Below are 25,166 nucleotides of genomic sequence, written 5' to 3'. Positions count from 1 at the left end.
CTATATTTTTTGTTTATTCCGATGTTGACGTGTCTTTGGTTTGTTCCGTCGTGCTATCCGTGCCAGTAGTATTTAAACCAGATGGACAGCTTAAAGAGTCTGTTTGCGTCTCTTCCTTTTTGGGTTCGGGTGGCAGGAGGGCAACAATGTGCGGGACGGGTCTGGGTTCGTAGCTCATGACCGACTTGCCCCGATAGGCAAGCGCCGCACTCGCACCCGAATCCAGCATCACCACATTATACAAACCTGCTTTCGCCAGGATGACACCCAGGCCCACCGAGTCGATCATATCCATCGTGACCCCAATTACAGGACGACCGGAGCGATCGATACCCCAAAACGCGCGATCGCGATGGGCATCAAAACCATATAACTTTCCAAAACTTTCGGCTGGTTGCGGCTTGCCGTCGCGCACCAACCACCCCGCTCCTACAAAAGCATCGGTAACGCTCGGCAGTTCCGCTTGCAATTGCTCTTGGGTGGCATGCTTGTCGGGATCGTAAGGCACAAAGCGCACGTCATCAGGACTAATCAGGACGAGGGGACGACCTTTTAGTAACGGATTTTCCCCTTTCCTACCAGGATTCAGAACGCCTGCTTGACTGGAAAATTGGCTCAGTACCGGCCCGATCATCTTGTTGTCTTGCAGAGATTCTAGCGAGAAAAAGCCACCATCCACAGCGGCGATCGCTGGGGTTGACTTCATAATATCTGCCACCTGTCCGCGAGTATCGGCATGGACGGTAACGGGTTTACCCCCATAGACGAGTGTTAGACCCAAGCCATCGACAGTTAACTGCTTTTTCTGTACGGGTGTAGAGAAAGTGGTGGGATAAAGGGCGCTGGAGGCAGTGGTTTGGGTTGAGTCTAAGCCATTCCAAGCGACAGAGATGGCATCCTGCAAGCGCGACTGCCCGTAACGCCTGATCGCTAGCATATCTTCAGATGTATTTGCGGGCTGCTCCAGGCGGGGATTGAGGCTCATGGTGAGCGCCGCTTTGTAGCCGACCTCCTTAACTTTCTCCTTGACGCGATCGCTGTAGGAACCTTCGGGATAGGTAAAGTATTGAATGGGGATTCCTAACTCCCTTTCCAATGTTTGTTTTGAATCTACTAATTCTTTGGTAATCTTGTCATCGTCAAGATCGGACAAATTAAGGTGATTGACCGTGTGAGAAGCGATCGTAATCAGGCCGCTTTGCTGCATTTCCCGCAACTGATCCCAGGTGGCTTTGGGCTTGCCTTCTAGTTTGCCAACATAGCCCGTATGCACCGACCACACAGCAGGGTAGTTATATTGCCTCAGTAATGGGAAAGCGTATTGGTATTGACCGAGATAGTTATCGTCGAAGGTCAAGAGTACGGGCTTTTCGGGTAGAGATGCCCCTGTACGCAGGTGATCGACCAGTCGATCCATACTAATTGGAGTCATGCCTGCGTCTTGAATAGCCTGGAAATGCAGCGCCAATTCCTCAGGCGTAACATCCCAATCGACCTGCTTCACGGCGGTGATGTCGTGGTACATGATGATGGGGACGCGCGCCTGTCGAGCGCGATCGCTAATCTGCGGCCAAGGTGCGGGATTCAAAGTAGCAATCAGATCGGAAGAAAGATTATTCGCGAAACTAACTAAGGTGGGGAGGGGATCGAGGGCGATCGCTTCGATCGATTTTGCCTTATGCAAGGAGTTAGTGACATCAGTAAGGGTATTGAAGCTACATATCGAGACATTTGATGTGGCGACAATCTCGGGTTCCACCTGCGGAGTGTTTTTGCTCCGTAACGATACCAAGGAGGCAGCAATTCCGGCTCCCATGCCCACACCTACGGCAACTAAAGCCATAACCAAGAGGAACGTTGACTTCTTCATAACAACTGCACACCATGTGACCTAGTACATTTAAGCAGAAAATTCGGCACATTGTTGTGGGATGAGGATTGGAGATACCGCAGGGGTTTAGCATTTGTGCGACAGTCTTGGCATCAAACGTAAGAATTCATGACAAATGCTAAACCCTTACTGGGGGTGGGAGCGTGGGGATCGTGCCTTATGCCCATCCCACCAGGCGATAGATAATTATTCCCACCAACTCTTTGAGGGCATTGGTGGTATTTTTCAATGCTTCCGCTTCCGGTAAAAGATCTAATAAGGTACCGACAAAGCCTTTGGCATTATCGGTACTTACCGTCAGAAAGTCTGTAGGTGCAGCGATCGCATCGATCCCCAATTTACGAAAAATTGCCAAGGAGCGCGGCATGTGTAGCGCCGAGGTGACTAAGAGAATTTTGCGCAGGCTTTTTTGCGACAGAATCGCCTGGACGTTGACTGCATTTTCGCGCGTATTAAGAGAGGTGGCATCCTGAATAACTGCCGTACTCGGTACGCCCAACAAGGTGGCGATCGCGGCCATATCTTCTGACTCTGGATTGCCACCCTCGCCCAGCCACTCCGCTCGCCCACCACTAACAATTAACAACGGGGCTTTACCCGCTTTCCATAGCCTCGCACCATAAATTATGCGATCGCCTGCTTCGGCCACTTCCACCCACGGACGGGGATGTATTTGAGGTCGGATACCGCCACCCAGCACCACAATCGCATCTGCAACGGGCAGATCGCGCTCGGGGATATTTTGCCACTCTAGCGATCGCACCAAAGCGTCAGATACAGGGCGACTGCTACTGACGAGTAAAATGCAGATCGCCACAACAATTAGAGTGCCTGCCCAGGATCTGGTTTTAGCCTTACCCCGTAGGATCGCAATCGCGGCAATGCCGCACAGGACGATCGACAAGCCTAATGGATAGATAAACAATGGCAAAATCTTGGACAGCGCTAAAAACATAACCCCTCATAAAAAAGACCTCGACTGGCTATCTTAACCAACCGAGGTACGCTCTAGAACTTGAACGAAACCTTTTTATTTGGCAGCTTGGGCTGCTAGGAGCTTTTGCTTGAGAATTTCCAACTCTTGTGCCCAACGGGGATCGGGTTGGTGAGCCTCGGATGCGCTGCTACTACTGCTATGGGAAGAGGAACGATTGCCGCCCGACCGCTTGGACTTGCCGCTGCGTTTAGAAGATTTTGGTGTAGGAGATGAGTTGTTAGTCTGGCTAGATGCATTGGTGTCATTACCTTCTTCTTCACCTTCGGCTTTACCTTTATTACGGGGTAGAGCTTTCTCTAACTTCAATACGGTACCGTTAAAGTCAAATCCATTAAATTTTTCAATGACTGTATCGGCTAACTCGGGGGTACCAACTGTGACAAAACCAAATCCGCGACATTTGCCGGTTTTGCGATCGGTGATCACCTTCAACGATACTGATTCGCCAGACTCGTTGAATATGTTTTCTAGTGCTTGACGATCTAGCTCCGATGGCAGGTTGCCAACATAAAGACGAATAGACATGGTGAAGGTAATCCTCTGCAGTTAGTGAAATCTTCTGAGTTTGTAAAATCGATCTACAGCAGCCATAGCATGATTAATTCGTACTTTGATGTGCTGCCAGTCACGAACAAAGAGTTGGATAAAATAACGGTTTAAGCCAACTATCAAAATACCATAAAACAAAACACCATACGCAATGCATTCGCGGTAAAAAATTCAGTTTTATGAAAAAATCCATTGGTGTAGGGGGCAGGTTTTGTGCGATCGCTGTTCGTACAAGTCAATAATTACTAGCTAAACTTGCCCCTACGGTCTTGCTATTGCGTCAACTCTGCCACTACATTGCTACTGAAAAACGGCAAAATCTCCTGGTTGTCGGGATCGCCTTCCGTGAAGACGATCAGCATAAAGGCAGGGCAATCGGGTATTTCCACATAGGCAGCATCGTGGCGGACTTTACTAGTTAAGCCCGCTTTTGACCACAATCTAGCATTCTTCGGTAACCCACCACCCAAAAAACCCGTTACCTGATTGTAGGGATCGGATGCTAGATCCTGGGGTTCGATACTGCGGTAAAGTAACTGACGCATCTGGGCAGAGCGATCGCGACTAATTGCCATGCCCCCGATGATGCTGTGCAAAAGGCGAGCAGTTGCCTCAGTGGTCAGCATGTTGCGATTTTCCATATTGGCACCGTAAAACTCCCGCTCGCGACCATAGGGGCCGTCGCACCAGGTTTTTTGGCAGATATTAATCAGGCCGTATTCCGGTACGTCAAGATTCGAGAAATAACGGTTAACAATTTGTCTTTGATACTGCCAGGTTGCAAACGGCCCCGGTGATAGCTCTGGCCCCCCCGTCGTACCGCTCAGCACGTCAACGATCAGGGCAGTGGCATCGTTGCTAGAGTCTACAATCATGTCGCGCAGCGCTCGCTCCGTTTCACTCGTAAGAGTTAACATGCCCTTATCCAGCCACTCATGCAAAGCCACCATATAAAACAGCTTGATCACGCTGGCGGGGTAGACCAGTTCTATGCCCCTATGACTGTAGCCGCGTATGCGGCGATGCCAAAAGTTGTCCGCATCTGCAGCCGCACAATCGACGAGCGACTCCGCATCGTATACCAGTAGGGTGATGGCAATTTGGCTAGAAGTCAGTGGGTATTTGCTGCAAGCTAGATCGATCAGGCGATCGCAAGTATCCCGTAACTTTTGATCTAGTTGAAAGAAAGTCATGATTGGGGATTCTGGATAGATGTTTGTTATTGGTTCGGCTAATCGCAAAAGTGCGGATTTGGTATGAGTTCCCGCACAGGATAAAATTTCGAGCGGCATTCTGGCAAGCACTGCTATCAAATATGCTAGGTTAAACCTGAAACCTTATACCAACAAATAGGTTTATTATGACTCTTGCCCAAAACAGTCAGCCTATTAGTATCGGCTTACCTGACCACACGCAATTGCCTGAGTCAGATGGAACCTTTGTGAAAAATTTTCAAGAGCACCCCCAAAGTATAGTTCTAACCGAATCAATGCAGAGAATTACCTGTATCGACATCAAACCAGTGGGTGTGCTGTGGAGGCAATGTGAGGTTTATCTCTTCGCTGTTCCCACTGCGATCGCTGGGTAATAAAACGCGAAGTGTCAAGATTTCCGATCGCTGATTCTGAACTCGTACGCTTACCAAGTAGTGCATTCCCAAGTTTTCCACTAGAGATATACGACCGCGAATTGTATGGGTGTCATCGGGTCGTGCTAACTGAATATGCTCTGGGCGAATGCCTAGGACAATATGCGATGGCAGAGTTGCTAGAGTTTCTGACAAGGGAATCTTGAAATCTCCTAGTAAGGCACTGCGATCGCTACAGGGCAGAGTCAGCAGGTTCATCTGGGGACTGCCTACAAACCCCGCCACAAATATGTTGGCTGGCTTGTTGTAGATATCCTCCGGCTTGCCGAGTTGTTGGACGTAACCATCGTTAAGGACGGCTACCTTAGTCGAAAGCGTCATGGCTTCAGTTTGATCGTGGGTAACGTAGACAACTGGCGCGTTCTGGGTGGCAAATAACTGCTTGAGATCGGCGCGGACTCGTTCGCGCAGAAGCGCATCTAAATTGCTGAGCGGTTCGTCTAACAGAAAGACACTGGGACGACGCACCAAAGCTCTACCCACAGCCACCCGCTGCCGCTGTCCTCCCGATAATTGCGCGGGTCGGCGATGCATGAGATCGTCCAATCCCAATACCTGCGATACTTCTGCGACTCGCTGTTTCATCTCTTCTAGAGGTAGTTTTTTGAGCTTTAGGCCGGAGCAGAGATTCTCATACACGCTCATATGGGGATAGAGGGCGTAACTTTGAAACACCATTGCGATATTGCGATCGCCTGGTTGCTTGTGCGTTACATCTTCTTCGTTAATGATAATGCGCCCGTGCGTGGGTGTTTCCAAACCCGCGATCAGGCGAAGGGCAGTGGATTTACCGCAGCCGGAGGGGCCGAGCAGAGTGAGAAATTCGCGATCTCCTACAGTTAAGCTGATGTCTTTAACCGGGATGACTTTAGGAGTGTAGGTTTTGTTGAGATTTTGAATTTGTAGCATAGTGGGGGATGGGGTTGTGTTGATGTGATGTAGGGGTTTAGCATTTGTGCGAATTCTCTCGGTTAATGCGAAAACTGGCTGACAAATGATAAACTTACGGGTGGGGGGTTAGCCCTTAATGGCTCCGGCGGTGAGACCCTGGACGATCTTGCGTTGGAAGAATAGAACCAAGAGAACAAGGGGTAGCGTACCGACTACAGTGGCAGCGGCGATAGGGCCGTAGGGGATTTCAAAAATGGATGCCCCACCTAATTGGGCAGCGATGACGGGAATCGTTTTCAGATCCTCGCGGGTGATAAAGGTGAGAGCAAAAATGAATTCGTTCCAGGCGAAGATGAACGTGAGAATCCCAGTGGTGACAAGCGCGGGTAAGGTTAGAGGTAGCAGAATCTGGAGCAGCATTTGCCAGGTGTTGTAACCATCAACTTTGGCAGCATCTTCCAGGTCTTTTGGGAGTTGTTGGAAGAAGCTTCTCAAGACGAGAATGGTAAGCGGCAGGTTAATCGACGTGTAGGTAATAATCAAAGCTAGATAGTTATTGCCAAGATGGAGTACTTGTACGATCTCTAACAACCCCAATAACAAGAGAATGCCAGGGAATAAAGTGACAATCAGAATACCTGCGAGTATGGTGTTCTTGCCCCACAGGTGCAATCGTGCCAGGGTATAGGCGGCTGGTGCGCCGATCGCGAGGGAAAAGGCAGTAGAAGCGATCGAGACGAAAGCGCTATTGAATATGTAGCGCCAGAATGGACGACGGGCAAATAATTCGATGTAGTGGTTTAGCGTAGCTTGCGTGGGGAAATAAATGGCGGGAATTGCAGAGATGTCTTGATTGAGCTTGAACGAGGTCAGGACTTGCCACAGGACTGGTGCGAGGCAGAAAACCGCGACTAAGAGAATCGCTAAAAACAGGAGAATTTTCCTGGGAGATAGGCCGATTCCCTTTGCCTTCTTCGCAGGATCTCCTTGGAGTGGCTGGGAAGTTGGGGAAGTCATCGTCATAGGTCGATCGCTCCTGAAGTCTGCACGCGGGATTTTTTGAGTAGAAAAGTGGCTAGCGCTACTGCCATAACTAACAATAGAAATGTTACGACGACGAGGGCAGAGCCGTAGCCAAAGTCCAGGTAACGCATAACGGTGGCGTAGATGTAGAGCGACACTACTTCCGTTGCACCGCCTGGGCCACCGCCAGTCATGACGGCGATGAGGTCGAAAATGCCGAATGCCTGAGCGAATCGAAACAGAACCGCAATTAGAATCTGTGGCATCAGCAACGGTAGAGTGATGAGGCGAAAGCTTTGCCAGGGCGAGGCACCGTCGATCGCATGGGCTTCGTATAAATCGGGAGGAATGGCTTGCAAACCTGCCAGTAATAGGATACTGATGAAAGGCGTAGTTTTCCAAACATCAGCGAAGATGATGGCGATCGTGGCGAGAGTTGGTTCGCCCAGCCAGTTAATGCCACTCTTAATCAAACCCAAACGGATCGGGATATCATTGGCAACACCGAATTGATCGTTGAAAATCCAGGCCCACGCCAGCGCGATCAAAGCGGTAGGTAAAGCCCAAGGGAGGATGGCGATCGCGCGCACCAGTCCGCGTCCACGAAATTGCTGGTTCAGAACCAGGGCAATACACAAGCCCAGCAATAATTCCAACCCAACCGATGTCAATGTAAATAAGGTAGTCGTCCAAAAACTTTGCCAAAATCGACCATCTCCCATCATGCGCGCGTAATTATCCAATCCTGAGAAGATCGGTTGCAGTTGCGTGCCCAGATTCTTGGTAAATAAGCTCAACCAGAAAGCACGACCAATGGGATAGGCAAACACCAGGAGGAGCAGCAGCACGGCAGGGAGTAAAAGAATCCAACCCGTTCTTTGCTCGCGATCGCCAATTGTCTTGACTTTAGAGATATCGCTCATAATTCCTAACCCTTTACGCTTAACAATCGGCGGGTTTCGCTAGCTGCTGCCTGCATCGCTCGATCCGGGGGAAGCCGATTCGTCAGCGCCGCACTGAGATAGCGCTGAAGGATATCCGATACCTGGGCATACTGAGCGATTGGAGGACGGAGTACCGCGTTCTGCGACACCTCAAGCAGCTTGGGATAATGGGGATACTTGGCGACGATTTCAGGATCGGCAAATAGGGCTTTGCGGCTCGGTACGTAGCCTGCTTGCAGAATCAGTTGTTTTTGTACGTCTGGACTGGTGAAATACCGAATCGCTTCCCAGGCTTCCTCGGGATGTTTGGAAGATTTCGCAATTCCCAAACCCCAACCACCGAGACAAGCCCCTCCGTTCTGTTCCAGCGTTCCCACCATCGGTTTAATCGCAATTTTGCCCTTAATCGGCGAATCCGGCTGATTGGCTAGCGGCCAGGCGTAGGGCCAGCTTCGCAGGAATGCCACCCGTCCGCTTTGAAATAGACGGCGCGTCTCTTCTTCCTGATACGTCGTCACGCCTGGCGGGGAGACTCCCATTTGGATCGTATCGCGCAGGAAGGCGATCGCTCTTAGAGTCTCCGGTCGATCTAGTCCCACCTCTAGCGTATCGGGCTTCACCCAAAAGCCACCAAAGCCTTGCAGGACTTCGACGAACATTGCCACCAAGCCCTCGTATTGCCGACCCTGCCAAACATAACCCCAACTTACCTTGCCGGACCTCTGTAAGTTTTGCGAAGCTGCAATTAGATCGGCAAATGTTGCGGGTGGCTTAATTCCTGCGGCAGAGAGTAAATCCTCGCGGTAGTAGAGCATGCCCACATCAGAGCGGATGGGAATGCGATACAGTTTACCCGCATACTTTCCTGCTTCTATATCTCTGGGCGAAAATGCTGCTAACTCCTCTGGAGCGATGCGATTGGAAATATCCAACAGCCATCCCGCAGCGGCAAATTTGGATGTCCAAACCACATCCATATTCACCATGTCATAGGGAGAATCCCCCAGCAGAAACGATGCCGTGTACAGATCTTCCACGAGATTAGCGGCATTCGGCCCTTCGATGAGATTGATGCGAATGTTGGGGTGCTTGCGCTCGAAGTCAGCAATCGAACCCTGTTTCCAGGGTTGGGCATCTGGGGTTGTCATCAGCAAGTTGAGCGTAACTGGCTGCTGACTGAAGGCGATCCAGGCCCATAGGGTAACGATCGGGCAAGAAATCAGAGCTATGACTCTGCGCCAAAGCCGCTTTGGTTGCCAAAATTCTTCGATCTTGGCTCTGAGATTGTGCAGTGGCTGTTTGTACAACATTGCTGATTAATTGCTCCGAATCGCTTGTTGACAACGTTTTATCTATATAGGACTTACGCATTGAATAGTGCTATAGCGGTTTGCAGATCGGAAAGAGTAGGGGGTTTGGGGGCAACGCCCCCAAGAAGGGGTGGAACCCCTTCACCCCGTCAATAAAACCTGTTCTCAATTGAAAAACGCTATATACATGTAGACGAAAAACAACTAGACGAAAAACAATTCAAAATAGTTCTTTTTGTTAGTTTTATTTACAATTTTAGGTAGCAGCATGTAGCCTCTGTTGGCGAGAAACAAAGTCTTGTCGAGCGATTCAGCGAAGCGATCGCAGCTTTGCAAGCTCTAGAAAAGTTGAGATAGCTTCGCAATGGGATATCGATACCACTGCTCCAGGTTATTTAACTCCACTTCTAAAGGGTGGGTTGGGGCAAAGTTGGGGCAAGAATAGCCTAGATCTCGAAATCCCGCTACGATCGTGCATGGTGCTACCCACCATTGTTGAGACAAATCTAGTAAATTAATCGAACTGACTCCCACGCACGCAGATATCTGCGTGCGGAGGTGACTAGCCGTAGGTATAACTGGTATTTGCTTGCCTACATAGATAGATTTTGGTTTCGCTAGGGCGATCAGCCACTGCAAATGAGTGATTGAAGGAGGTAAACTCCAAAGCACAATGGAGGCATAGGTGCGGCGAGGACGATCGCGATCGAGATCCCCTTGCCCGCCCTTATCGAGCAGTTGCTCTGGGCGATCGTAGCCATATAACAGTACTGGCTGAGGTAGTTCCATAACATGCGAATCGTAATTATGCCATTGCGGTGAATGGGCAATGCTGGGAGCTAACTTATACACGAGGCTTGGCTCCCAACTAATTTCTTTTATACGGCTAGGCTCAGGATGGGGGGTACAGTTCCCACCCCTGCTTGGAGTCACAGTTCCCATCTCTCCTCTACTCACAGTCTTGTCTATAGCTATATTTTTTGCATGAGAACTGGAATCCTTAGCCCGCTCGCTGTCATCTCTGTCTGCCTCTGGCAGGCGGATTCCCACCAATTCTAATTCTACAGAAGTGGTATCCAGCCAGCGGTTAGCGCGTAGCTTGTATGCCAGGTCTACGCGACTGGGAACCGGACAAAATTCTCCCCACCGCCAGGCGATCGCCTTAATTTTACTGCCATCCCCGCGATCTAACTCCATCGCTAAGCAAGCACGATTCTTGCCACGGCGTTGCTGCGAGAGCACGCGCACGTTACGGCTGTAAAATATCGGCTCGGAGTTACCGATACCGCAGGGTTGCAACGCATCGATCTGCTCGAATAGCCCCAATGAGATATCCTGCAAGTCAACTTCCACATCCACGATCGTCAAAGGTTTGAGATGCTCCGGCTGCAAACACTGATGCGCGAATTCGCGCAGGCGATCGCGCAGTTGCTCTAAGTTTTCTTGGGGCAGCGTAAACCCACCAGCGGCGGGATGCCCTCCGCCCTTACCACGAATATCCTTGATAAATTCTAAAGACTCAAATACGTTGAACTCCGGGATACTGCGCACGGAAAAGCGAATATTGCCATCCTCTTCACAGGCACCAATAAAGACGGGTACGCCATAGCGTTCCACCAACCGCGAGGCCACAATGCCAATTACGCCATGATGCCAATTATCCTTAACAACTACCAGAACCCGCTCTTTTGTCAGATCGATATTGCTTCCCTCTACCAGGGCGATCGCCTCTTGCTCGATATCGGTGCATTTCTCTTGACGTTGTTTGTTAATGGCCTCGCATTGCATCGCTCGCTCTAAAGCTACACCCATATCATCGGTGGTGAGCAGTTCGATTACCGTAACGGGATCGCCAATGCGACCTACGGCATTGATACGCGGTCCCAAGCCAAAACCAATCGCTTCTGGTTTCAGACCAGTTTGTTTCTCTCCCGCAATCCCAGATACCTGAATTAGTGCCTGCACGCCTGTCAGTTGCGATCGCGCCAGTAAGCCCAATCCCTGCTTAACCAAACGCCGATTCACCCCCCGAAGCTGAGCTAGATCCGCGATCGTCCCCAAAGTAAATAGCTCTAATAGTGGTTGGGCAAGTTTCTCTCTCTGACCGAATCGATCCGCTAGCTCGAGTGCAAGCACGTAAGCAACCCCAACACCCGCGATCGCGGCAAATTGTGAATCTGGATCGAGTAATTTGGGATTTAAAATGGCATCAGCGGGTGGTAACTGCGGTGGGATGTCGTGGTGATCGGTGACGATTACTGATATGCCTAACTCCTTGGCACAGGCGATCGCGTCGTAGGCAGCAATACCGTTATCTACAGTCAGAATCAGGGTGACACCCTCCTGGTGTAGCTCCTCTACAATACGCTTATTAATGCCATATCCCTCCTGCATCCGACTGGGGATGGCATACTTGGCATTAGCTCCGAGCAGGCGGAAAGCTCGAATTAACAAAGCAGTACTGGTCATGCCGTCGGCATCATAGTCGCCGCAGATCGCAATTTGCTCGGATCGCTCGATTGCTGTCTCCAGTAGATCGAGACTGCGATCGAGATCGGCAAACTCGCGTTTGGGATCGCTTAAATATTCACTTTCCGGATCGAGAAATTGCTTTGCTAGCTCCGGCGTATCCATGCCCCGATTAATTAGAACTTGAGCTAACAGGGGCGATAGACCAGTTGCCCGAGCGATCGCTTCCGCCGCCAACGGATTGCTGGGAGAAATCTGCCATCTTTGATTGGGTAAAGCCATTAATGCTATATGACGCTATATTATTAATAAATAATTAATTTTTGCTCTCAACCGTGCGTATGCGTTAGTTACGCATAATCTTACTAGTAGTAATGAACAAACGTGCCAGCGCTATCTTCTGAGTCCACTTTACAGTTATTGCTCTTTGTTGATGAGCGCCATAGTGCGCGCGATCTGGTTGAGGAGCTGGAAGAATTTATTGAAGCCGATCCAGAATCTGGCGTTAATCTCCAAATAGTTGACGTGTCGGATCGACCTTATCTAGCCGAGCACTTTAAGGTGGTCATGACACCAACGCTATTGAGGATAACCCCCTTACCGCGTCAAGTCATCTCTGGCAAAAACTTGCTCTCCAAACTAAAAACCTTTTGGGATGATTGGCTCGTGCAAGCCAGGATAAACGCTTCTGGGGTAGCTAGCGGACACAGCGGACTCGCAGATAGCATAGCTTATTCTACGGAGTTGATTCAGTTGGCAGATCGGTTGTTTCAACTGAAGCGGGACAAAGAAGAGCTTGAGGAGCAGTTGCGTTTTAAAGATCGGATCGTTGCCATGCTGGCTCACGATCTGCGCAATCCTCTAACTGCACTATCTCTAGCCCTGGAAACTATTGAGGTTGGTGGGGAAAAGATTACCCCCAAGTTGATGGAACAGTTATTACAGCACGCTCGCAATCAAACTAAGATTGTTAACGCCATGATTACAGATTTGCTGGAGGCTGGTCGCGGTACTAACAAAGAATTTCATCTGGATTTACGCAAAATCGAACTCGACAAACTCTGCCATAGCGTAGTTAACGATCTATATTTTACCAATCGCCTCAAAGTCAAGGAACAAGAGCTGGTTGTTGATATCCCCAGCGGCCTACCCCTAGTATTTGCTGATGAAGAACGCATTCGACAAGTACTGACTAATCTACTCGGCAATGCGGTGAAATATACACCTGTTGGGGGCAAGATCGTATTTGCCGTGCTGGATCGCACATCTCAGAAAACGGAAGTTAGTATCACCGACACCGGCCCAGGTATTCCACCAGAGCTGCGCGATCGCATTTTCGAGGATCGATACCGCATCGAACGCGACGGCAATGAGGATGGCTACGGCATAGGTCTATCTTTATGCAGGCGCATCATACGCGCCCATTACGGTCAAATTTGGGTAGAAGACGCAGGAAAGCAGGGCAGTTGTTTTCGCTTTACCTTACCTGTTTATTAGGGGTAGGGATTTAGGTGATGGGGTTTAGCATTTGTCTGCCAATCTTCGCATCAAACAAAATGATTCATCACAAATGCTAAACCCTTCCGACGATTAGATTTAGGGGTTAGGGGCTAGGTGATGGGGGTTGGGTGCTTCTGAATTATAAAAATTAAAAAAACAAAAAGAGACCGCTAGCTGACCGTGTTTCGCGTCGATCTCTTTTTGCTTGTTCATTTAAGCTCCTCACACAAGACTTAGTATAAGCTATACTCCCAAAAAAAGCTAGCCTTTTTACCTATTCCTTAAGGAGTATTTAACAAATATTTATACATGTCAGATTTACCTGAAGAGACTATAGAGACTGTGTTCATTTTGCAGCTAAGACTGCTGAAGATCGTCAATACCGCAACAAAATCTGCTTTTACAATTTTTGAGCAATTTGGGGAGACTACTGAAACTGTACCCGAACTGGACGAACTGCAAAACATTAAAGAACGAGCAACATCCTATTACACAAGGCTTTACAGGATTTTACTGCAGGTTTTTGAATCTCAACCTACAATTCCTTCTGCTACGCTAGATGTACTTGTACAGTCGATCGCACAAATCCAGGCTATTGCTGACGCTTGCGAAGCAAGTAACCGAGAAATACAAAGAAACTGGAATCTGCTATGAACAATCTGCCTAGAATTCCCGATCCTGAAAAAAGAGCGGGTTCCGTTGCCAGAATGCGCGAGATTTGTGCTGCATTTGACGAGCAAATCGTTGTACTGGAAAAATTGAGCAATCGGATAGAAGCTGAAAATCAGAAAAATCCTTTCTACATTTATTGCCAAAACAGGAAACAACAATATACGGAGTCTCAGCAGCAAGGGCAATTAAGTGACATCCTCCCCGCCGCAAGCGGACGGGGCATCCCAACCTCACGATTGGGTATTCCTGGCTCATCACCACTTATCTAGAAGCATCCCATGACACATTCCCCGACAGAACGGCTCTACAGGCATTTTCTATTCCCCAGAGTCCCTGGGTACAAATTGATCCAAGACATAAATCTTGAAAACACTTCCCGAACTTTGGAGGTCCCGACAAAGCCTGACTTTTACTCTCAATCGGCGGGCTGTAAAACCGAGCAAATTATATCACGCTGCAAGCAACGGGGAATTTAACCCTCAGAGATTAAAGGTGCTTTCCACGAAAAAATGTACCAATAATTGCAGGGACAGTGGATGGCGGATGACTGCCTTAAACCGAGAGTTTATAACAAATCCGCATTAATTATCCCTAATATTGCCTGGCGACTGGAATTCGCGGCTACACAAACAAAGTCCGCCTGCGCGGACTTCAAGTAAAAAGGGGTTAGCAAACCAGGATTTGGGATTATTAGGATTCTATGGAACTCGATACCATATCTCAGGGGCACTTAAACGTGTGGGTAACCTGCCAGCGCAAGTTCCAGCACCGTTTTCTCGACGAATTAAGCCTCCCTACTGCCGCAGACACGCAGTCAAAACTAGACCTGGGGACGAAGTTTCACCTGCTGATGCAGCAAAAAGAATTGGGGTTGGATGTGGAAGCAGTGGCCGCCAGCGATGCCAATCTGGAAAAGTGGCTGTTAGCATTTGAAACCAATCCGCCTAACTTAATCGATGGCGATCGCCTGAGCGAGCATCGCCGTACCTGCGAGCTGCGTATCGACGATCGCGACTGCATTCTTAGTGCCATCTACGATTTGTTAATTATGGGCGATTCGAGCCGCGATCGCTCCGTTACCGCAACACCCCTGGCCCAGATCGTTGACTGGAAAACTCACCAACGTCCGCTCGCGCTCGCACAACTGCAAGCTAGCTGGCAAACGCGCCTCTACCTGTACGTATTGGCGAGAACTACCAGTTTCAGACCTGAGGAACTAGCGATGACCTACTGGTTTGCCAATACCGCTACAGCCGTAACGATTAAATACGATCGCGATCGACACCGGGAAACCGATCGGGATTTACATACCTTGCTGGGGCAGATTTCGCAGGCGCAGTTAAGGGGAAGTTTTGAGCAACTGCCTTTAGGTAGCAAGGAATGCGACCGATGCGATTTTGTCTATCGCTGTATGCGAGCCGGAGGGGACGATCTGGACTGGCAAGGGGAAGCGATCGCGTCATATCCCGAAGTTGCTATCTATGAGAATTAATCGATTGTCAGATACATTGGCTTTGGTGCGGTGGCTAAACACAGGTAAACCGAGGGTATCAACTGCTAAATGGCGTTTGATGCCATTGGTGGTTTTGAGTAGATGTACACTTTAAGTCTAGGCTTGAGTATCCAAGTTAACATTGCCGGATCGGAAAACTTTACCAATAATCTCCTCAATGGGCGGATCGCTGACGGTCAGGTCGATAACTTCTTGCTCGGCAAGAATGCGAGAGACGGTTTTGGTCAAGGTATCGCGCTGTACTAAGAAACGCACGAACTGACCGTCTATGGCTGTAAAGTCGCTATAGGCTTGTAAACTTTCGATGCGTTCTGTTTCTGTTTCGGATAGGGGATGGGCCAGTTCCACCCTTACTTCTCGGTAGGGAGCGAATTTTTCTAACAGACCGTCCAGGCTACCGTCATAGATCAACCTACCTTCATAAATTAGCAGCACGCGATCGCACAAAGCCGTAATATCTGCCATGTAATGGCTGGTTAGAATAATTGACGCTCCATACTCCTGGTTGTAATGGCGCAGGAACTCGCGCACGCTGGCCTGGGCGTTGATGTCTAATCCCAAAGTTGGCTCGTCCATAAACAATACCTGCGGCCTGTGCAATAGTGCGGCTAGCAACTCTGCTTTCATGCGCTCGCCCAAGGATAGTTTGCGCACGGGTTGGTCGAGCTTATCCTTGAGTGCTAACATTTCAGATAGCTCCCCTAACCTGGACTGGAAAATTTTGTCTGAGATGCCATAAACAGCGGCGTTAATTCTGAGCGAATCCATCGCAGGCAGATCCCAAATTAATTGCTGCTTTTGTCCCATCACCAGCGTGATCTTTTGCAAAAAGCTGGATTCGCGCCGAAATGGAATATGACCTGCTACCCTAACTCGACCAGTTGAGGGATGAATTAAGCCAGTTAGCATTTTGAGGGTAGTAGTTTTACCAGCTCCATTGGGGCCAAGGAAACCCACAATTTCTCCAGCATCGATCTGAAATGAAATATCTTGCACCGCCACAATAGAGCGGTATGCACGTCGCCAGAAGTGCCTCAGCGTACCAGTTATTCCTGCTTCCTTGATCGCAACAGGATAGACTTTGCCGAGATTTTCAACAGTGATTATAGACATGCATCTATAGCATTGATCGTTTGCGTTTAAACATGGGGTGGGGGGCGTGGCTCCCACGCAGGGGTAAAAGCCCTGCAATTGTCGATCGCCCTTATTTGTATAGCTATACTTTAACTGATGGAGATCGCTGCAAAAATGCTAGAGTTTCTGTAGTATTTATGGTGGGCTAGGGTAACATAGTTAGGTGCTTAGCCAACATAAACCATTACGGCATCTTTGCAACAGTATCGCACCAGAGATCGAAAGCTAGTTTTTTGGGTCTTTCATTGTCGATACATTTAGAGATCGAGTGGGAATTAAATAAAAATTACAGGCTAAATTAACCCGTCAAAGCTATAAGGAAACAGGTGGATAAGTATCTATGACCACAGTCATGATTGTTGATGACAGTGCCATGATTAGGGAGATGGTATGCGAGCACCTCAAGAAGTATGGCATGGCGGTTGTCGAAGCAGTTGATGGCGAAGATGCCATGGAAAAGATCAAGGCCAACATACCAGATCTCGTCGTGACAGATGTGGTGATGCCGCGTAAAAATGGCTACGAGCTTTGTCGCTGGCTGAAGAACGAGCCTAAAACCAAAGACGTTCCTGTCATTATGTGCACGACCAAGAGCGAAGAGTTCGATCGCTATTGGGGCATGAAACAGGGGGCTGATGCTTATGTGACCAAGCCCTACAATCCCAACGAGTTGCTAACCACTGTCAAGCAGTTGTTGGGAAAAGTTAAGGGCTAGTTGAAAGCTCGAATATAAATCTATAGTTTGTGAGTTTCTTGCTTGGCTGCGCAGTCTGGGCTTATAAAGAATGGGTGGGTAATTTCTATCCACCTAAGAGTAGGCCTTCGGAATTTCTGAGGCTATACAGCCAGAGGTTTAAAGCAGTTGAGGGGAATACTACTTTCTATGTCATCCCAACTACTTCAGCATTAGCGAGATGGAAAGCTGAAACCCCTTCAGGTTTTAAATTTTGCTTCAAGCTACCGAAAGAAATTACCCATAATGGCTTGCTTACGCCTCGGATCGCGGCAGCTAGTAGTTTTCTAGCAATTATGTCAGGCTTGGCCGATCGCCTCGGCCCAATATTCGCCCAACTCCCTCCTGGTTATGGGCCTGACTTGTTTAGCGATCTAGAGGCTTTTCTGACGGCTTGGCAGCAGGATATCGTCCCCCTGGCACTGGAGGTAAGGCATCCCGCATGGTTTTCAGAACCGCATGCGGGCAACTTGGAACGCTTGTTACAGCGTTTAGGGGTTGGACGCGTGCTCCTCGACTCTCGCCCAGTTTATGATGCGATCGACGATCCGTACGCTCCATCAAATGACCCGCAGTTACACTCCGAACGCCGCAAGCCTAAACTGCCGTTGCCTTTGAGCGTAACCAGCACATTTAGCATAATTCGCTATATTAGCCATCCAGAGCGAGCGTTCAACCAGACTTATCTGGAAGCATGGGCAGCTCAATTAGCAACATGGCTGGCACAGGGCATCGATGTCTACTTTTTTGTGCATTGTCCCCAAGAAGCGCGATCGCCCCATAACGCCTACTATTTCCAGCAATTATTAGAAGCACAAAACGTGCCAGTTCCTCCCTTATCCTGGCAATTTAGTCAGCCCAGCGTACCACCCACAACCCAGTTGAATTTGTTTGATTAAAAGAATGGCAAGATACGCTTGAGGAAAGCACGTAGCTTTAATAGACGAATCACCTCCGCCACCTTAGGCGAAACCTGCGCCTCTGGCGGAACCTCTACAGCGGCAGTTAAATCTTCGCGCAGCTCCACGTACTCCGCTGCGGTCATGAGTTTGCCATCCACAGGCGATCGCGCGCTGGTATATATTTCCGTCCGCAGCACTTCGTCGGGCGTATCCTCTGGAGGCGGTAGCGATTGGGCAGAGAGCGCAGATATGGGCATCTGTCCCCAGAGTAATAAAGTGCAGGCGATCGCTCGCAATTTTTCCCAGTTTCGGGGTCGAACCTTAGGAATCTGACAATCGTTACCCATAATAACAACTCCTAAACACTCTGAGCGCTGAAAGCTGACTGCTAAAAGCCCTCAAACTACCTTCCCAATCGATTCGGTATGCCACTACAGCCGCCAGGAATGGTTCTTCTCGTCTTGTTGCCACCCCACATGCAAAGATAGCGGCGATTTTCATCGGAAAGATCGATCGCATCGGAAAGATCTAATTCTTCGACAACTGCACCAGTATGTTCGCCGGTTTCAAAATTGGGCAGGCGCAGGCGATCGCGCGGTGAAGCCGTTGATATATCGCCGTAGAACAAAGCGATCTTACTCAAGTCAGCTTCGCGGAGCTTTACCTTCGCTAAAATCGTACCGCACAGGTTTGCTCCCGTCAGATTGCACCCGCCCAAATTTGCTTTAATCAGATTAGCACCGCTGAGATCGACCCCACGCAGATCGGTATTGCTGAGATCCTTTCCCGCCAGCATCGTTCCTAAATTGACCACGCGCACGCCACGCTCTAGATCTACAACATAGCCACCCGAACCGTCCAGGATGGCACGACCGAGCAACCCGTCGCGCTTTAACGGTGTGAGCAAATTGGCAGTGGAGAGGAATCTAATAATCTTAGCTCTGCCTTCCGGATCGCTGCCCCCGACTAAAGCCGCTGTCCGCCCCTGCGCGATCGCCCGCTCTAGAGGCCAATCCTCCATTTGCCCCTGTTCGTCCAGGACTAGATCGGAAATGCCCTGGAAATAGGCATCAATTGTTTGTTGCTGCGTGATTGCATTCTGCTGGCCGGTGAGAGTTTCCGAAATCTGATTTTGTCGCCATGCCACCCATACTGCCAGGATGGCAATCAAAATCTGTCCGACGGCACCGAGTGCATCCCACCGCAGCGAATTAAACCAAATCCAGAATGCGATATCTACTTTCGTGAAGTGCGCCAAAACTAGCAGAACTGTACCGAGCAGTATCGTTGCTAGGGTGACATCCCAATGTTTACCTAGAGGTGAATTAGCGATGGCGTAAAAAAAAGCCGGAATCAGGATGGGAGAGACAACCAGTAAGGTTACGCCAGAACCAATTAGGATGAGGTTAGCATCTTGCCAAATTATGCCAAAGACTGCGATCGCAGTCGCTACCATGGCAATTAGTAAATAGATTGATTTAGAACGCGCCCTAGAAGTTGCCAACTTAATTTCAGATCGGGTTGAAGTGACAGCTACATAGTATAGCAAGCCGTCAGCGATTAGCGGTTAGCTGTCAGTTTTTAGCAAGATCGAAAATTTACATTAGCTTGCGTAGCGGGGTCAATCGTTCCTAATTCCACTGTAAATATAGAGCCAACAGGTTGATTGCTTTCCACGAAAATGCATCCCCCATGGGCTTCTGCTACCATTTTACAAAAAGACAGCCCCAGGCCGATTTGAGGAACTCCGCCAATCGGTGTGCCAACTTCGTATCGTTCAAAAATCACCTGTCGCTTCGCCTCGCTCACACCTGGACCAGCATCAAATACTGCTATTCTGGCTTGACAAGCTCCAAATTTGGGATAATCAACTTGTAATTTAATTTGACTGGCTGGTGGTGAGAATTTAATGGCATTAGCAAGCAGATTATCGATCGTACGTCGAACTAAATTAGCATCGAGTTGAAGACAAGTCCCAGTCTCAGGGAGGTTGCCAACCAACTGAATCCGCTTGTCGGTAGCGATTTCCTCAAAATCAGCGAGAACCTGAGCGCCCATATCTGCGAGATCGACTTCACTCAAATTAAGTGAGAGTTTGCCCGCCTCAATCCTTGCTACGATCAGAATATCATCTACCAGCGATCGCAATCTCTGAATTGCTGTAGCGATTTGAGCCACTTTTTTGCGCGGCTTGTCTGGCAGATTGGCAGCAGCAAGTAAATCGCAAGCTAATTGGATATTAGTCATGGGATTGCGCAGATCGTGGATGATTGCGCTGGTCATATCCTCTTTTAACTTTAAAGCCAACTGTATCGCATCGTACTGCTGCTTGATCCGCAACATAGAATTGACTCTTGCTCGTAGTTCCAACCCATTCACGGGTTTGCTCAAAAAGTCATCCGCACCAGCATCGAGGCAGCGAGCTAAGTCCTCCTTCGCCACTAAAGCTGTAACAATAAGAATTGGGATATGTCGCCATTGTGGATTAGCTTTTAAGATTTTGCATACTTGCAAGCCATCCATCTCAGACATCATCACATCTAAAATGATCACATCTGGTAGCTGGCGATTTAAAAACTCCAGAGCAGCCTGTCCGCTTTGGACGTGGTAAAGTTGATAGCCTTCCTTAAACAGCAGGATATCAATCACATCAAAGTTGTCTGGTTCATCATCTACAACCAGTAATGTCTTTTGTCCAACTATGGCTTGCTCGGTAGTTTGTACCTTCAATATTTTGTCCCCAAACTTCATTCCTAAATCTAAATTACATCCGATTACGATGAATGCGGTGTATGCAGCAGCCTGCCCATCACGCTCAGCAAAGACTTAAGCATGACTGGCTTGGTAAAGTATTCATTGGCTCCGCTCCTAAGACATCTTTCGCGATCGCCCCTAGCATTTATACTGGAAATCGCAATAATTCTAGCTGTGTCTAGCTCTGGAATTTCACGAAGATGGGAAATAACTGCCAATCCATCCATCTCGGGGATTTGCATATCCAGTAAAATTAACGGCGGGTTTAGACAGCGTGCGAGTTCTATAGCCCTCTGCCCAGTTCGCGCTTGAACAATTTGATATCGATCGTCGAAGGCTTGCAAGTGATTTGCGATCGCTGCGACATTAGTATCGCTCTCCTGCGCAATAAGAACCGACAGACAAGGGTGATTGTGTTTGGGAGCCAGATGAACCGACCTTTCTGCATTCTTGATCCGATTAACCGCCTCACATACTTGCCACTCCAAAAACGGTCTGGCAAGATATTCTACTGATGGATGGAACTGTAGCAGTGCAGCTAGTTGTTTTTGTTCCTCAATACTAGAGATAATCAGGAGTGGGATATAATTAGTGTGGGGGTTAGATTGTATATGAGAGAGCATTTTGAGATGATTTTGGCTTAGCGATCGGATATTCATTACAACCAGATCGACATCGAGTTGAAGCAATCCATGCCAAGCCTTTCCCATATCGCAGTAGGATACACTCCGAATCCCCATGTCGGCTAAATGCCAACTGAGTGCATCCAGTTCTTGCTCCGAATCCCCAATCATTGCAACCTTATAGTGATGGTAGCGATGATGCTCTGAAGCAAGTAAATCTAACTTCATTTGCGAGCTTTGCCACCACGGGATATTGACTTGAAATTTACTACCTTGTCCCACTTCACTTTCTACGCTCACTTTGCCACCATGCATCTCCACAATCCGCCGCACTAATGCTAACCCCAAACCCGTACCATCATGTCGCCGTGAGAGACTGCTATCAATCTGGACAAAAGCCTCAAATAGTTTTTTGATATCCTTGGACGCGATACCAATGCCAGTATCAATCACATTAAAGTTTATCTCGCGTTTGGCCTTATCCAAACTAACTTCCAAAGTAACGCTACCACCTTCATTCGTGAATTTCACCGCATTACTGAGCAGGTTGATCAGTACCTGTCGCATGCGGCGCTCGTCCATAAAGACTGGTTCTGAATCGCCAGAAATTTTAGTGGTAAGCGTAATATTTTTCTTTTGGGCTTGTTGTTTAATGAAAGTCATACTGGTATCGCAAAGACGCTCTAATCTAACGGATGCGATTTGCAGATCCAGTTTGCCTGCTTCGATTTTGGCAAGATCGAGAATATCGTTGATTAGTTCTAGTAGATGATTGCCACTTTTGGCGATCGTGTTAATCGCTTTCTTTTGCTTCTCAACTAATGGTGCATAACCTTCCTCCAGCAGACCTTCAGACATGCCTAAAATCGCATTGAGTGGAGTGCGTAACTCGTGGCTCATATTAGCAAGGAATTCGTCTTTCAGACGAGTGGCACGAGCTAATTCTATATTTGTAACTGCAAGGCGATCGTTGGTTTGGCGTAGCTGCTCCTCTGCTCGTTTGCGTTCGTTCAACTCCAGTTGGAGCTGTTGATAAAGCTCGGACTGCTTGGTGGCGATCGCCAGTTGGTCGGCCAATTGTAGCTGTAAAGTCACTTCCCACGCTTGCCAATCTCTACTACGCGAGCACTGATGTGCGATGAGCAATCCCCATAGAGACTCATTTTCCTGGATAATCGGTACTGCTAGGATTGCTTCCACCTGCAGCTTTGCCATGAGTTCGGACATGCAGGGCAATATAGGATCGGATTTCCGATCGGTTATGTATGTGATATGTCCTTCCAGGTAACTTTGCAAGCATTCCGGCGGAATGGCTTCCGCCGAAAAGTACGTATTTAAAAGGCTATTCCAAGGATTGCTAACAGACTCAGCCACCACCAACCCCGTGCCGCTACGGGCAATCTTACACACCAGCACGCGATCTGCCTGTAATACCTGGCGTGCTTGCTCGACAGTAGTAGCTAGAATCTGTTCTAACTCTAAAGACTTACGCACCCGCCTCGTAATCGCCCCCACTAACTGCTCGCGTTCGAACTGCTGGCGCATAGCGTCGTCTGCGCGCTTGCGATCGCTAATATCCTGAATACTGCTAATAAAATACTGAGTACCGCTACTATCAATTTGGATCGGAGCCATAGTCAGATTTACCCAAATATGAGAACCATCTCTACGCAAGAAGCGTTTCTCAATTGAGTAATTTGCGATTTTGCCAGCTAGTAATTGTCTGAAATAGCTATCATCGTTATTGCGGTCGGGCGGATAGGTGATATCCTGCAAGCGCATGGACGTAAGCTCTGCCGTTGTATATCCCAGCGTATCAGCATATTTCTGATTCACTAGAAATATTTTACCTTCTAGATCGCTATAGCTAAATCCCACAGCAGCTTTCTCAAAAATAGCCCGGAAGTTGGTTTCGCTTTGCTGCAAAGCTTGCTCGATTGATTTGTGATTACTAATATCAGTTACCGTACCGATATAGATCTTGTCTTTTCCACTACCTTCCGCTATGGCTTGTCCAAATACCCAAGTTATGCTTCCATCTTGCCTTTGAAGGCGGAATTCTGACTCAAAAGGGATTTCACGATCGATCGCGTGCAACCATTCATGGGCAACGCGATCGCGATCTTCCGGGTATAAGCCTTTAAGCCAACCTCCTCCCATGGCTGCCTCTAGAGTCATCCCGATCATTTGACTCAGGCGTTGATTAATATATTGACAATTACAACTGGCATCGGTATAGAAAACTCCCACGGGCATTACATCAGCCAGTGCAGTATAAAATTTTTTGCTGCTTGCATCTGGGGGGTGCTCGGGGATAACTTTAGCCGCACCTCCTGTTAAGGCGTGATTTAGCTTCTCTAAAGGTGGCGTTAGACCAGGCTGATGAATTTTCTGCATATTGTGGCCAAGATTGCCAGAGGTACAAAGCTCGGAGGATTACCTCATCTAAAGTCTATAATACCCCCTCTAACATTAAGGTTTTCACAGGCTTTAATGGGGGTATTACTAAAATAAAGTGGTCTTTACCGATAAAGTTAATTCATAAGCTGGCTATATCATCTTTATCCGGGCGCAAGCGATCGCGATCGCAGGATTTCTCCTTCTCATGTTTTAAAATCCTGCCAGGACATTTATACAAAATTGCATCATGAAGTTCTATAAACCCAGTAACAAAGTACCGAGTTCTGGCTATACCTGGTTGGCCTTAACTGCCCTAATCGGCGGTCTAGCTATTGGCGGCGCGACTTTTGCCGTAGCACGTCTGATTTACCTATGGTTTCTATTTCCCATTGCCATGGGCTTTGGTGGTGGTTTTTTACAAGCTTATGCCGTCAAGCAGGGGAAAGTAAGGAGTCCCCTGGGTGCCACTGGTTTTGCAGTTTTAATGGGGTTGGTCATTTATGGCACCCTCAATGCTGGTTATTATTTAGCATTTAGGCAAGAAGTTGCAGAGGAACAAAGAAAAAATCCAGGTCAGAGCGATCCTAATCAAATCGACAGTTTTATCGATCGAGAATTAGAGCAGACAACAGGCTCTAATGGCTTTTGGGGATATATGAAACTTCGTGCTAGTGTTGGCGAGAGCCTGAAAATTGGTAGATCATCCAGTAGTAAATTAGAGCTAAAAAATGAGTGGGCTTGGGGGTATTGGGCAATCGAGCTAGCTGCGATCTCAGGCATTATTGCTGTTATGGCTTTTGCTGCTGCCAAAGAGCCGTTCTGTGAAGAAAGTAACGAGTGGTATTTGCCCAAAACACTTATCGGCAGCGTTCCTCAGAGCGAATCTGAAAATTTCTTAACCCTGATTAAGAATGATAATTTTGTCAAGGCAGGGGCGCTGATCGATCCACAAAACCAATTTCCTATCCCCAACCTGGCCATTCACGTACAACGCAGCCCCGGTTCTAATATTAACGATCTCATACTGGAAGCTAGTCGGACATCGCTTGATAACAAAGGCAATGTTAGTTTCAAATTAGCCATACAAGGCATGATTTCGCCTGCCCAATATGCCCAACTCGAGCAAGCCCTAAATCAAAATTTGCCCCAAGCATCTGATGCACCAAACGCATCTGATGTATCAGATCGGCAACCAGGATTAGAGACTTAATCT

21 protein-coding genes and 2 pseudogenes are annotated in these 25,166 nt (G+C 48.4%); 8 read left to right on the top strand and 15 right to left on the bottom strand.

Annotated features, from left to right (window positions below; genetic code table 11):
- Positions 1-13 precede the first annotated feature (13 nt).
- From PSE6802_RS29390 to PSE6802_RS0117035, 4 genes are all read right to left on the bottom strand, one after another.
- On the bottom strand, positions 14-1,870 hold the full coding sequence (locus PSE6802_RS29390) for a polysaccharide deacetylase family protein (RefSeq protein WP_156815567.1): 1,857 nt from the start codon (positions 1,868-1,870) through the stop codon (positions 14-16).
- A 178-nt stretch (positions 1,871-2,048) separates the two neighbouring features.
- Positions 2,049-2,846: a YdcF family protein gene (locus PSE6802_RS0117045; RefSeq protein WP_019501256.1), complete on the bottom strand. Its 798-nt coding sequence runs from the start codon at positions 2,844-2,846 to the stop codon at positions 2,049-2,051.
- Positions 2,847-2,921: 75 nt separating this feature from the next.
- Complete coding sequence (locus PSE6802_RS0117040) at positions 2,922-3,413, bottom strand: RNA recognition motif domain-containing protein (protein WP_019501255.1); 492 nt, start codon at positions 3,411-3,413, stop codon at positions 2,922-2,924.
- Positions 3,414-3,709: 296 nt separating this feature from the next.
- Complete coding sequence (locus tag PSE6802_RS0117035) at positions 3,710-4,630, bottom strand: serine hydrolase (RefSeq protein ID WP_026103363.1); 921 nt, start codon at positions 4,628-4,630, stop codon at positions 3,710-3,712.
- A gap of 167 nt (positions 4,631-4,797) precedes the next feature.
- Between PSE6802_RS0117035 and PSE6802_RS35880 the strand changes: the two are divergent.
- Positions 4,798-4,932, top strand: a pseudogene (locus PSE6802_RS35880) (Uma2 family endonuclease); the annotation flags it as partial.
- On the opposite strand, the gene PSE6802_RS0117030 reads toward PSE6802_RS35880, so the two are convergent.
- The 5 genes from PSE6802_RS0117030 to recJ form a co-directional block, all read right to left on the bottom strand.
- Positions 4,924-5,994, bottom strand: a complete 1,071-nt coding sequence (locus PSE6802_RS0117030) for an ABC transporter ATP-binding protein (protein WP_019501253.1) — start codon at positions 5,992-5,994, stop codon at positions 4,924-4,926. The pseudogene PSE6802_RS35880 and the gene PSE6802_RS0117030 sit on opposite strands and share 9 nt — an antisense overlap.
- Before the next feature lie 108 nt (positions 5,995-6,102).
- Complete coding sequence (locus tag PSE6802_RS0117025) at positions 6,103-6,999, bottom strand: carbohydrate ABC transporter permease (RefSeq protein WP_019501252.1); 897 nt, start codon at positions 6,997-6,999, stop codon at positions 6,103-6,105.
- On the bottom strand, positions 6,996-7,922 hold the full coding sequence (locus PSE6802_RS0117020; protein ID WP_019501251.1) for a carbohydrate ABC transporter permease: 927 nt from the start codon (positions 7,920-7,922) through the stop codon (positions 6,996-6,998). Before PSE6802_RS0117020 ends, PSE6802_RS0117025 begins: the two co-directional genes overlap by 4 nt.
- 5 nt (positions 7,923-7,927) lie before the next feature.
- Positions 7,928-9,253 (bottom strand): ABC transporter substrate-binding protein, encoded by a 1,326-nt coding sequence (locus PSE6802_RS0117015; protein WP_019501250.1) that lies wholly within the window; start codon positions 9,251-9,253, stop codon positions 7,928-7,930.
- Between the two features lie 339 nt (positions 9,254-9,592).
- The gene (recJ, locus tag PSE6802_RS0117005; RefSeq protein WP_019501248.1) at positions 9,593-12,004 is read right to left on the bottom strand and encodes a single-stranded-DNA-specific exonuclease RecJ; all 2,412 of its coding nucleotides are present in this window, start codon (positions 12,002-12,004) and stop codon (positions 9,593-9,595) included.
- Positions 12,005-12,106: 102 nt separating this feature from the next.
- Here recJ and PSE6802_RS0117000 point away from each other — a divergent pair, with 102 nt between their 5' ends.
- From PSE6802_RS0117000 to PSE6802_RS29380, 4 genes are all read left to right on the top strand, one after another.
- Complete coding sequence (locus tag PSE6802_RS0117000) at positions 12,107-13,219, top strand: histidine kinase (protein ID WP_019501247.1); 1,113 nt, start codon at positions 12,107-12,109, stop codon at positions 13,217-13,219.
- Between the two features lie 312 nt (positions 13,220-13,531).
- Positions 13,532-13,876 (top strand): hypothetical protein, encoded by a 345-nt coding sequence (locus tag PSE6802_RS0116995; protein WP_019501246.1) that lies wholly within the window; start codon positions 13,532-13,534, stop codon positions 13,874-13,876.
- Positions 13,873-14,163, top strand: coding sequence for a hypothetical protein (locus PSE6802_RS29385; RefSeq protein ID WP_019501245.1), 291 nt, complete (start codon positions 13,873-13,875; stop codon positions 14,161-14,163). Before PSE6802_RS0116995 ends, PSE6802_RS29385 begins: the two co-directional genes overlap by 4 nt.
- A 431-nt stretch (positions 14,164-14,594) precedes the next feature.
- Positions 14,595-15,386: a PD-(D/E)XK nuclease family protein gene (locus PSE6802_RS29380; protein WP_019501244.1), complete on the top strand. Its 792-nt coding sequence runs from the start codon at positions 14,595-14,597 to the stop codon at positions 15,384-15,386.
- A 3-nt stretch (positions 15,387-15,389) separates the two neighbouring features.
- Here PSE6802_RS29380 and PSE6802_RS35875 read toward each other — a convergent pair.
- A pseudogene (locus PSE6802_RS35875) lies at positions 15,390-15,467 on the bottom strand (transposase); the annotation flags it as partial.
- A 36-nt stretch (positions 15,468-15,503) separates the two neighbouring features.
- Positions 15,504-16,520 (bottom strand): ABC transporter ATP-binding protein, encoded by a 1,017-nt coding sequence (locus PSE6802_RS0116980; protein ID WP_019501243.1) that lies wholly within the window; start codon positions 16,518-16,520, stop codon positions 15,504-15,506.
- Positions 16,521-16,881: 361 nt separating this feature from the next.
- On the opposite strand from PSE6802_RS0116980, the gene PSE6802_RS0116975 reads away from it, so the two are divergent.
- Both PSE6802_RS0116975 and PSE6802_RS0116970 read left to right on the top strand, forming a co-directional pair.
- Complete coding sequence (locus PSE6802_RS0116975; RefSeq protein WP_026103360.1) at positions 16,882-17,256, top strand: response regulator transcription factor; 375 nt, start codon at positions 16,882-16,884, stop codon at positions 17,254-17,256.
- Positions 17,257-17,285: 29 nt separating this feature from the next.
- Positions 17,286-18,173: a DUF72 domain-containing protein gene (locus tag PSE6802_RS0116970; RefSeq protein WP_019501241.1), complete on the top strand. Its 888-nt coding sequence runs from the start codon at positions 17,286-17,288 to the stop codon at positions 18,171-18,173.
- Here the strand turns inward: PSE6802_RS0116970 and PSE6802_RS0116965 are convergent.
- The 4 genes from PSE6802_RS0116965 to PSE6802_RS31240 form a co-directional block, all read right to left on the bottom strand.
- Positions 18,170-18,523, bottom strand: coding sequence for a hypothetical protein (locus PSE6802_RS0116965; protein WP_019501240.1), 354 nt, complete (start codon positions 18,521-18,523; stop codon positions 18,170-18,172). The genes PSE6802_RS0116970 and PSE6802_RS0116965 overlap by 4 nt on opposite strands.
- Before the next feature lie 56 nt (positions 18,524-18,579).
- On the bottom strand, positions 18,580-19,632 hold the full coding sequence (locus tag PSE6802_RS0116960; RefSeq protein WP_156815566.1) for a pentapeptide repeat-containing protein: 1,053 nt from the start codon (positions 19,630-19,632) through the stop codon (positions 18,580-18,582).
- 125 nt (positions 19,633-19,757) lie between these two features.
- Positions 19,758-20,927: a hybrid sensor histidine kinase/response regulator gene (locus tag PSE6802_RS0116955; RefSeq protein ID WP_019501238.1), complete on the bottom strand. Its 1,170-nt coding sequence runs from the start codon at positions 20,925-20,927 to the stop codon at positions 19,758-19,760.
- A 23-nt stretch (positions 20,928-20,950) separates the two neighbouring features.
- Positions 20,951-23,950 (bottom strand): PAS domain S-box protein, encoded by a 3,000-nt coding sequence (locus PSE6802_RS31240; protein WP_019501237.1) that lies wholly within the window; start codon positions 23,948-23,950, stop codon positions 20,951-20,953.
- 250 nt (positions 23,951-24,200) lie between these two features.
- On the opposite strand from PSE6802_RS31240, the gene PSE6802_RS29370 reads away from it, so the two are divergent.
- Positions 24,201-25,163 carry a hypothetical protein gene (locus tag PSE6802_RS29370; RefSeq protein ID WP_019501236.1) on the top strand — a complete coding sequence of 321 codons (963 nt, stop codon included), beginning with the start codon at positions 24,201-24,203 and terminating at the stop codon, positions 25,161-25,163.
- The last annotated feature ends 3 nt before the right edge of the window (positions 25,164-25,166 follow it).

Origin of the sequence: Pseudanabaena sp. PCC 6802 (genome assembly GCF_000332175.1) — a bacterium.
GTDB lineage: Bacteria > Cyanobacteriota > Cyanobacteriia > Pseudanabaenales > Pseudanabaenaceae > PCC-6802.
The sequence above is the reverse complement of the archived record's forward strand: the minus strand, read 5'-3'. Positions and strand labels throughout refer to the sequence as shown.

Coding starts and splice junctions, on each gene's coding strand:
- PSE6802_RS29390 (WP_156815567.1), bottom strand. CDS start 1,870: ATGAAGAAGTCAACGTTCCTCTTGGTTATGGCTTTAGTTGCCGTAGGT.
- PSE6802_RS0117045 (WP_019501256.1), bottom strand. CDS start 2,846: ATGTTTTTAGCGCTGTCCAAGATTTTGCCATTGTTTATCTATCCATTA.
- PSE6802_RS0117040 (WP_019501255.1), bottom strand. CDS start 3,413: ATGTCTATTCGTCTTTATGTTGGCAACCTGCCATCGGAGCTAGATCGT.
- PSE6802_RS0117035 (WP_026103363.1), bottom strand. CDS start 4,630: ATGACTTTCTTTCAACTAGATCAAAAGTTACGGGATACTTGCGATCGC.
- PSE6802_RS0117030 (WP_019501253.1), bottom strand. CDS start 5,994: ATGCTACAAATTCAAAATCTCAACAAAACCTACACTCCTAAAGTCATC.
- PSE6802_RS0117025 (WP_019501252.1), bottom strand. CDS start 6,999: ATGACGATGACTTCCCCAACTTCCCAGCCACTCCAAGGAGATCCTGCG.
- PSE6802_RS0117020 (WP_019501251.1), bottom strand. CDS start 7,922: ATGAGCGATATCTCTAAAGTCAAGACAATTGGCGATCGCGAGCAAAGA.
- PSE6802_RS0117015 (WP_019501250.1), bottom strand. CDS start 9,253: ATGTTGTACAAACAGCCACTGCACAATCTCAGAGCCAAGATCGAAGAA.
- recJ (WP_019501248.1), bottom strand. CDS start 12,004: ATGGCTTTACCCAATCAAAGATGGCAGATTTCTCCCAGCAATCCGTTG.
- PSE6802_RS0116995 (WP_019501246.1), top strand. CDS start 13,532: ATGTCAGATTTACCTGAAGAGACTATAGAGACTGTGTTCATTTTGCAG.
- PSE6802_RS29385 (WP_019501245.1), top strand. CDS start 13,873: ATGAACAATCTGCCTAGAATTCCCGATCCTGAAAAAAGAGCGGGTTCC.
- PSE6802_RS29380 (WP_019501244.1), top strand. CDS start 14,595: ATGGAACTCGATACCATATCTCAGGGGCACTTAAACGTGTGGGTAACC.
- PSE6802_RS0116980 (WP_019501243.1), bottom strand. CDS start 16,520: ATGTCTATAATCACTGTTGAAAATCTCGGCAAAGTCTATCCTGTTGCG.
- PSE6802_RS0116975 (WP_026103360.1), top strand. CDS start 16,882: ATGACCACAGTCATGATTGTTGATGACAGTGCCATGATTAGGGAGATG.
- PSE6802_RS0116965 (WP_019501240.1), bottom strand. CDS start 18,523: ATGGGTAACGATTGTCAGATTCCTAAGGTTCGACCCCGAAACTGGGAA.
- PSE6802_RS0116960 (WP_156815566.1), bottom strand. CDS start 19,632: ATGGTAGCGACTGCGATCGCAGTCTTTGGCATAATTTGGCAAGATGCT.
- PSE6802_RS0116955 (WP_019501238.1), bottom strand. CDS start 20,927: ATGAAGTTTGGGGACAAAATATTGAAGGTACAAACTACCGAGCAAGCC.
- PSE6802_RS31240 (WP_019501237.1), bottom strand. CDS start 23,950: ATGCAGAAAATTCATCAGCCTGGTCTAACGCCACCTTTAGAGAAGCTA.
- PSE6802_RS29370 (WP_019501236.1), top strand. CDS start 24,201: ATGAAGTTCTATAAACCCAGTAACAAAGTACCGAGTTCTGGCTATACC.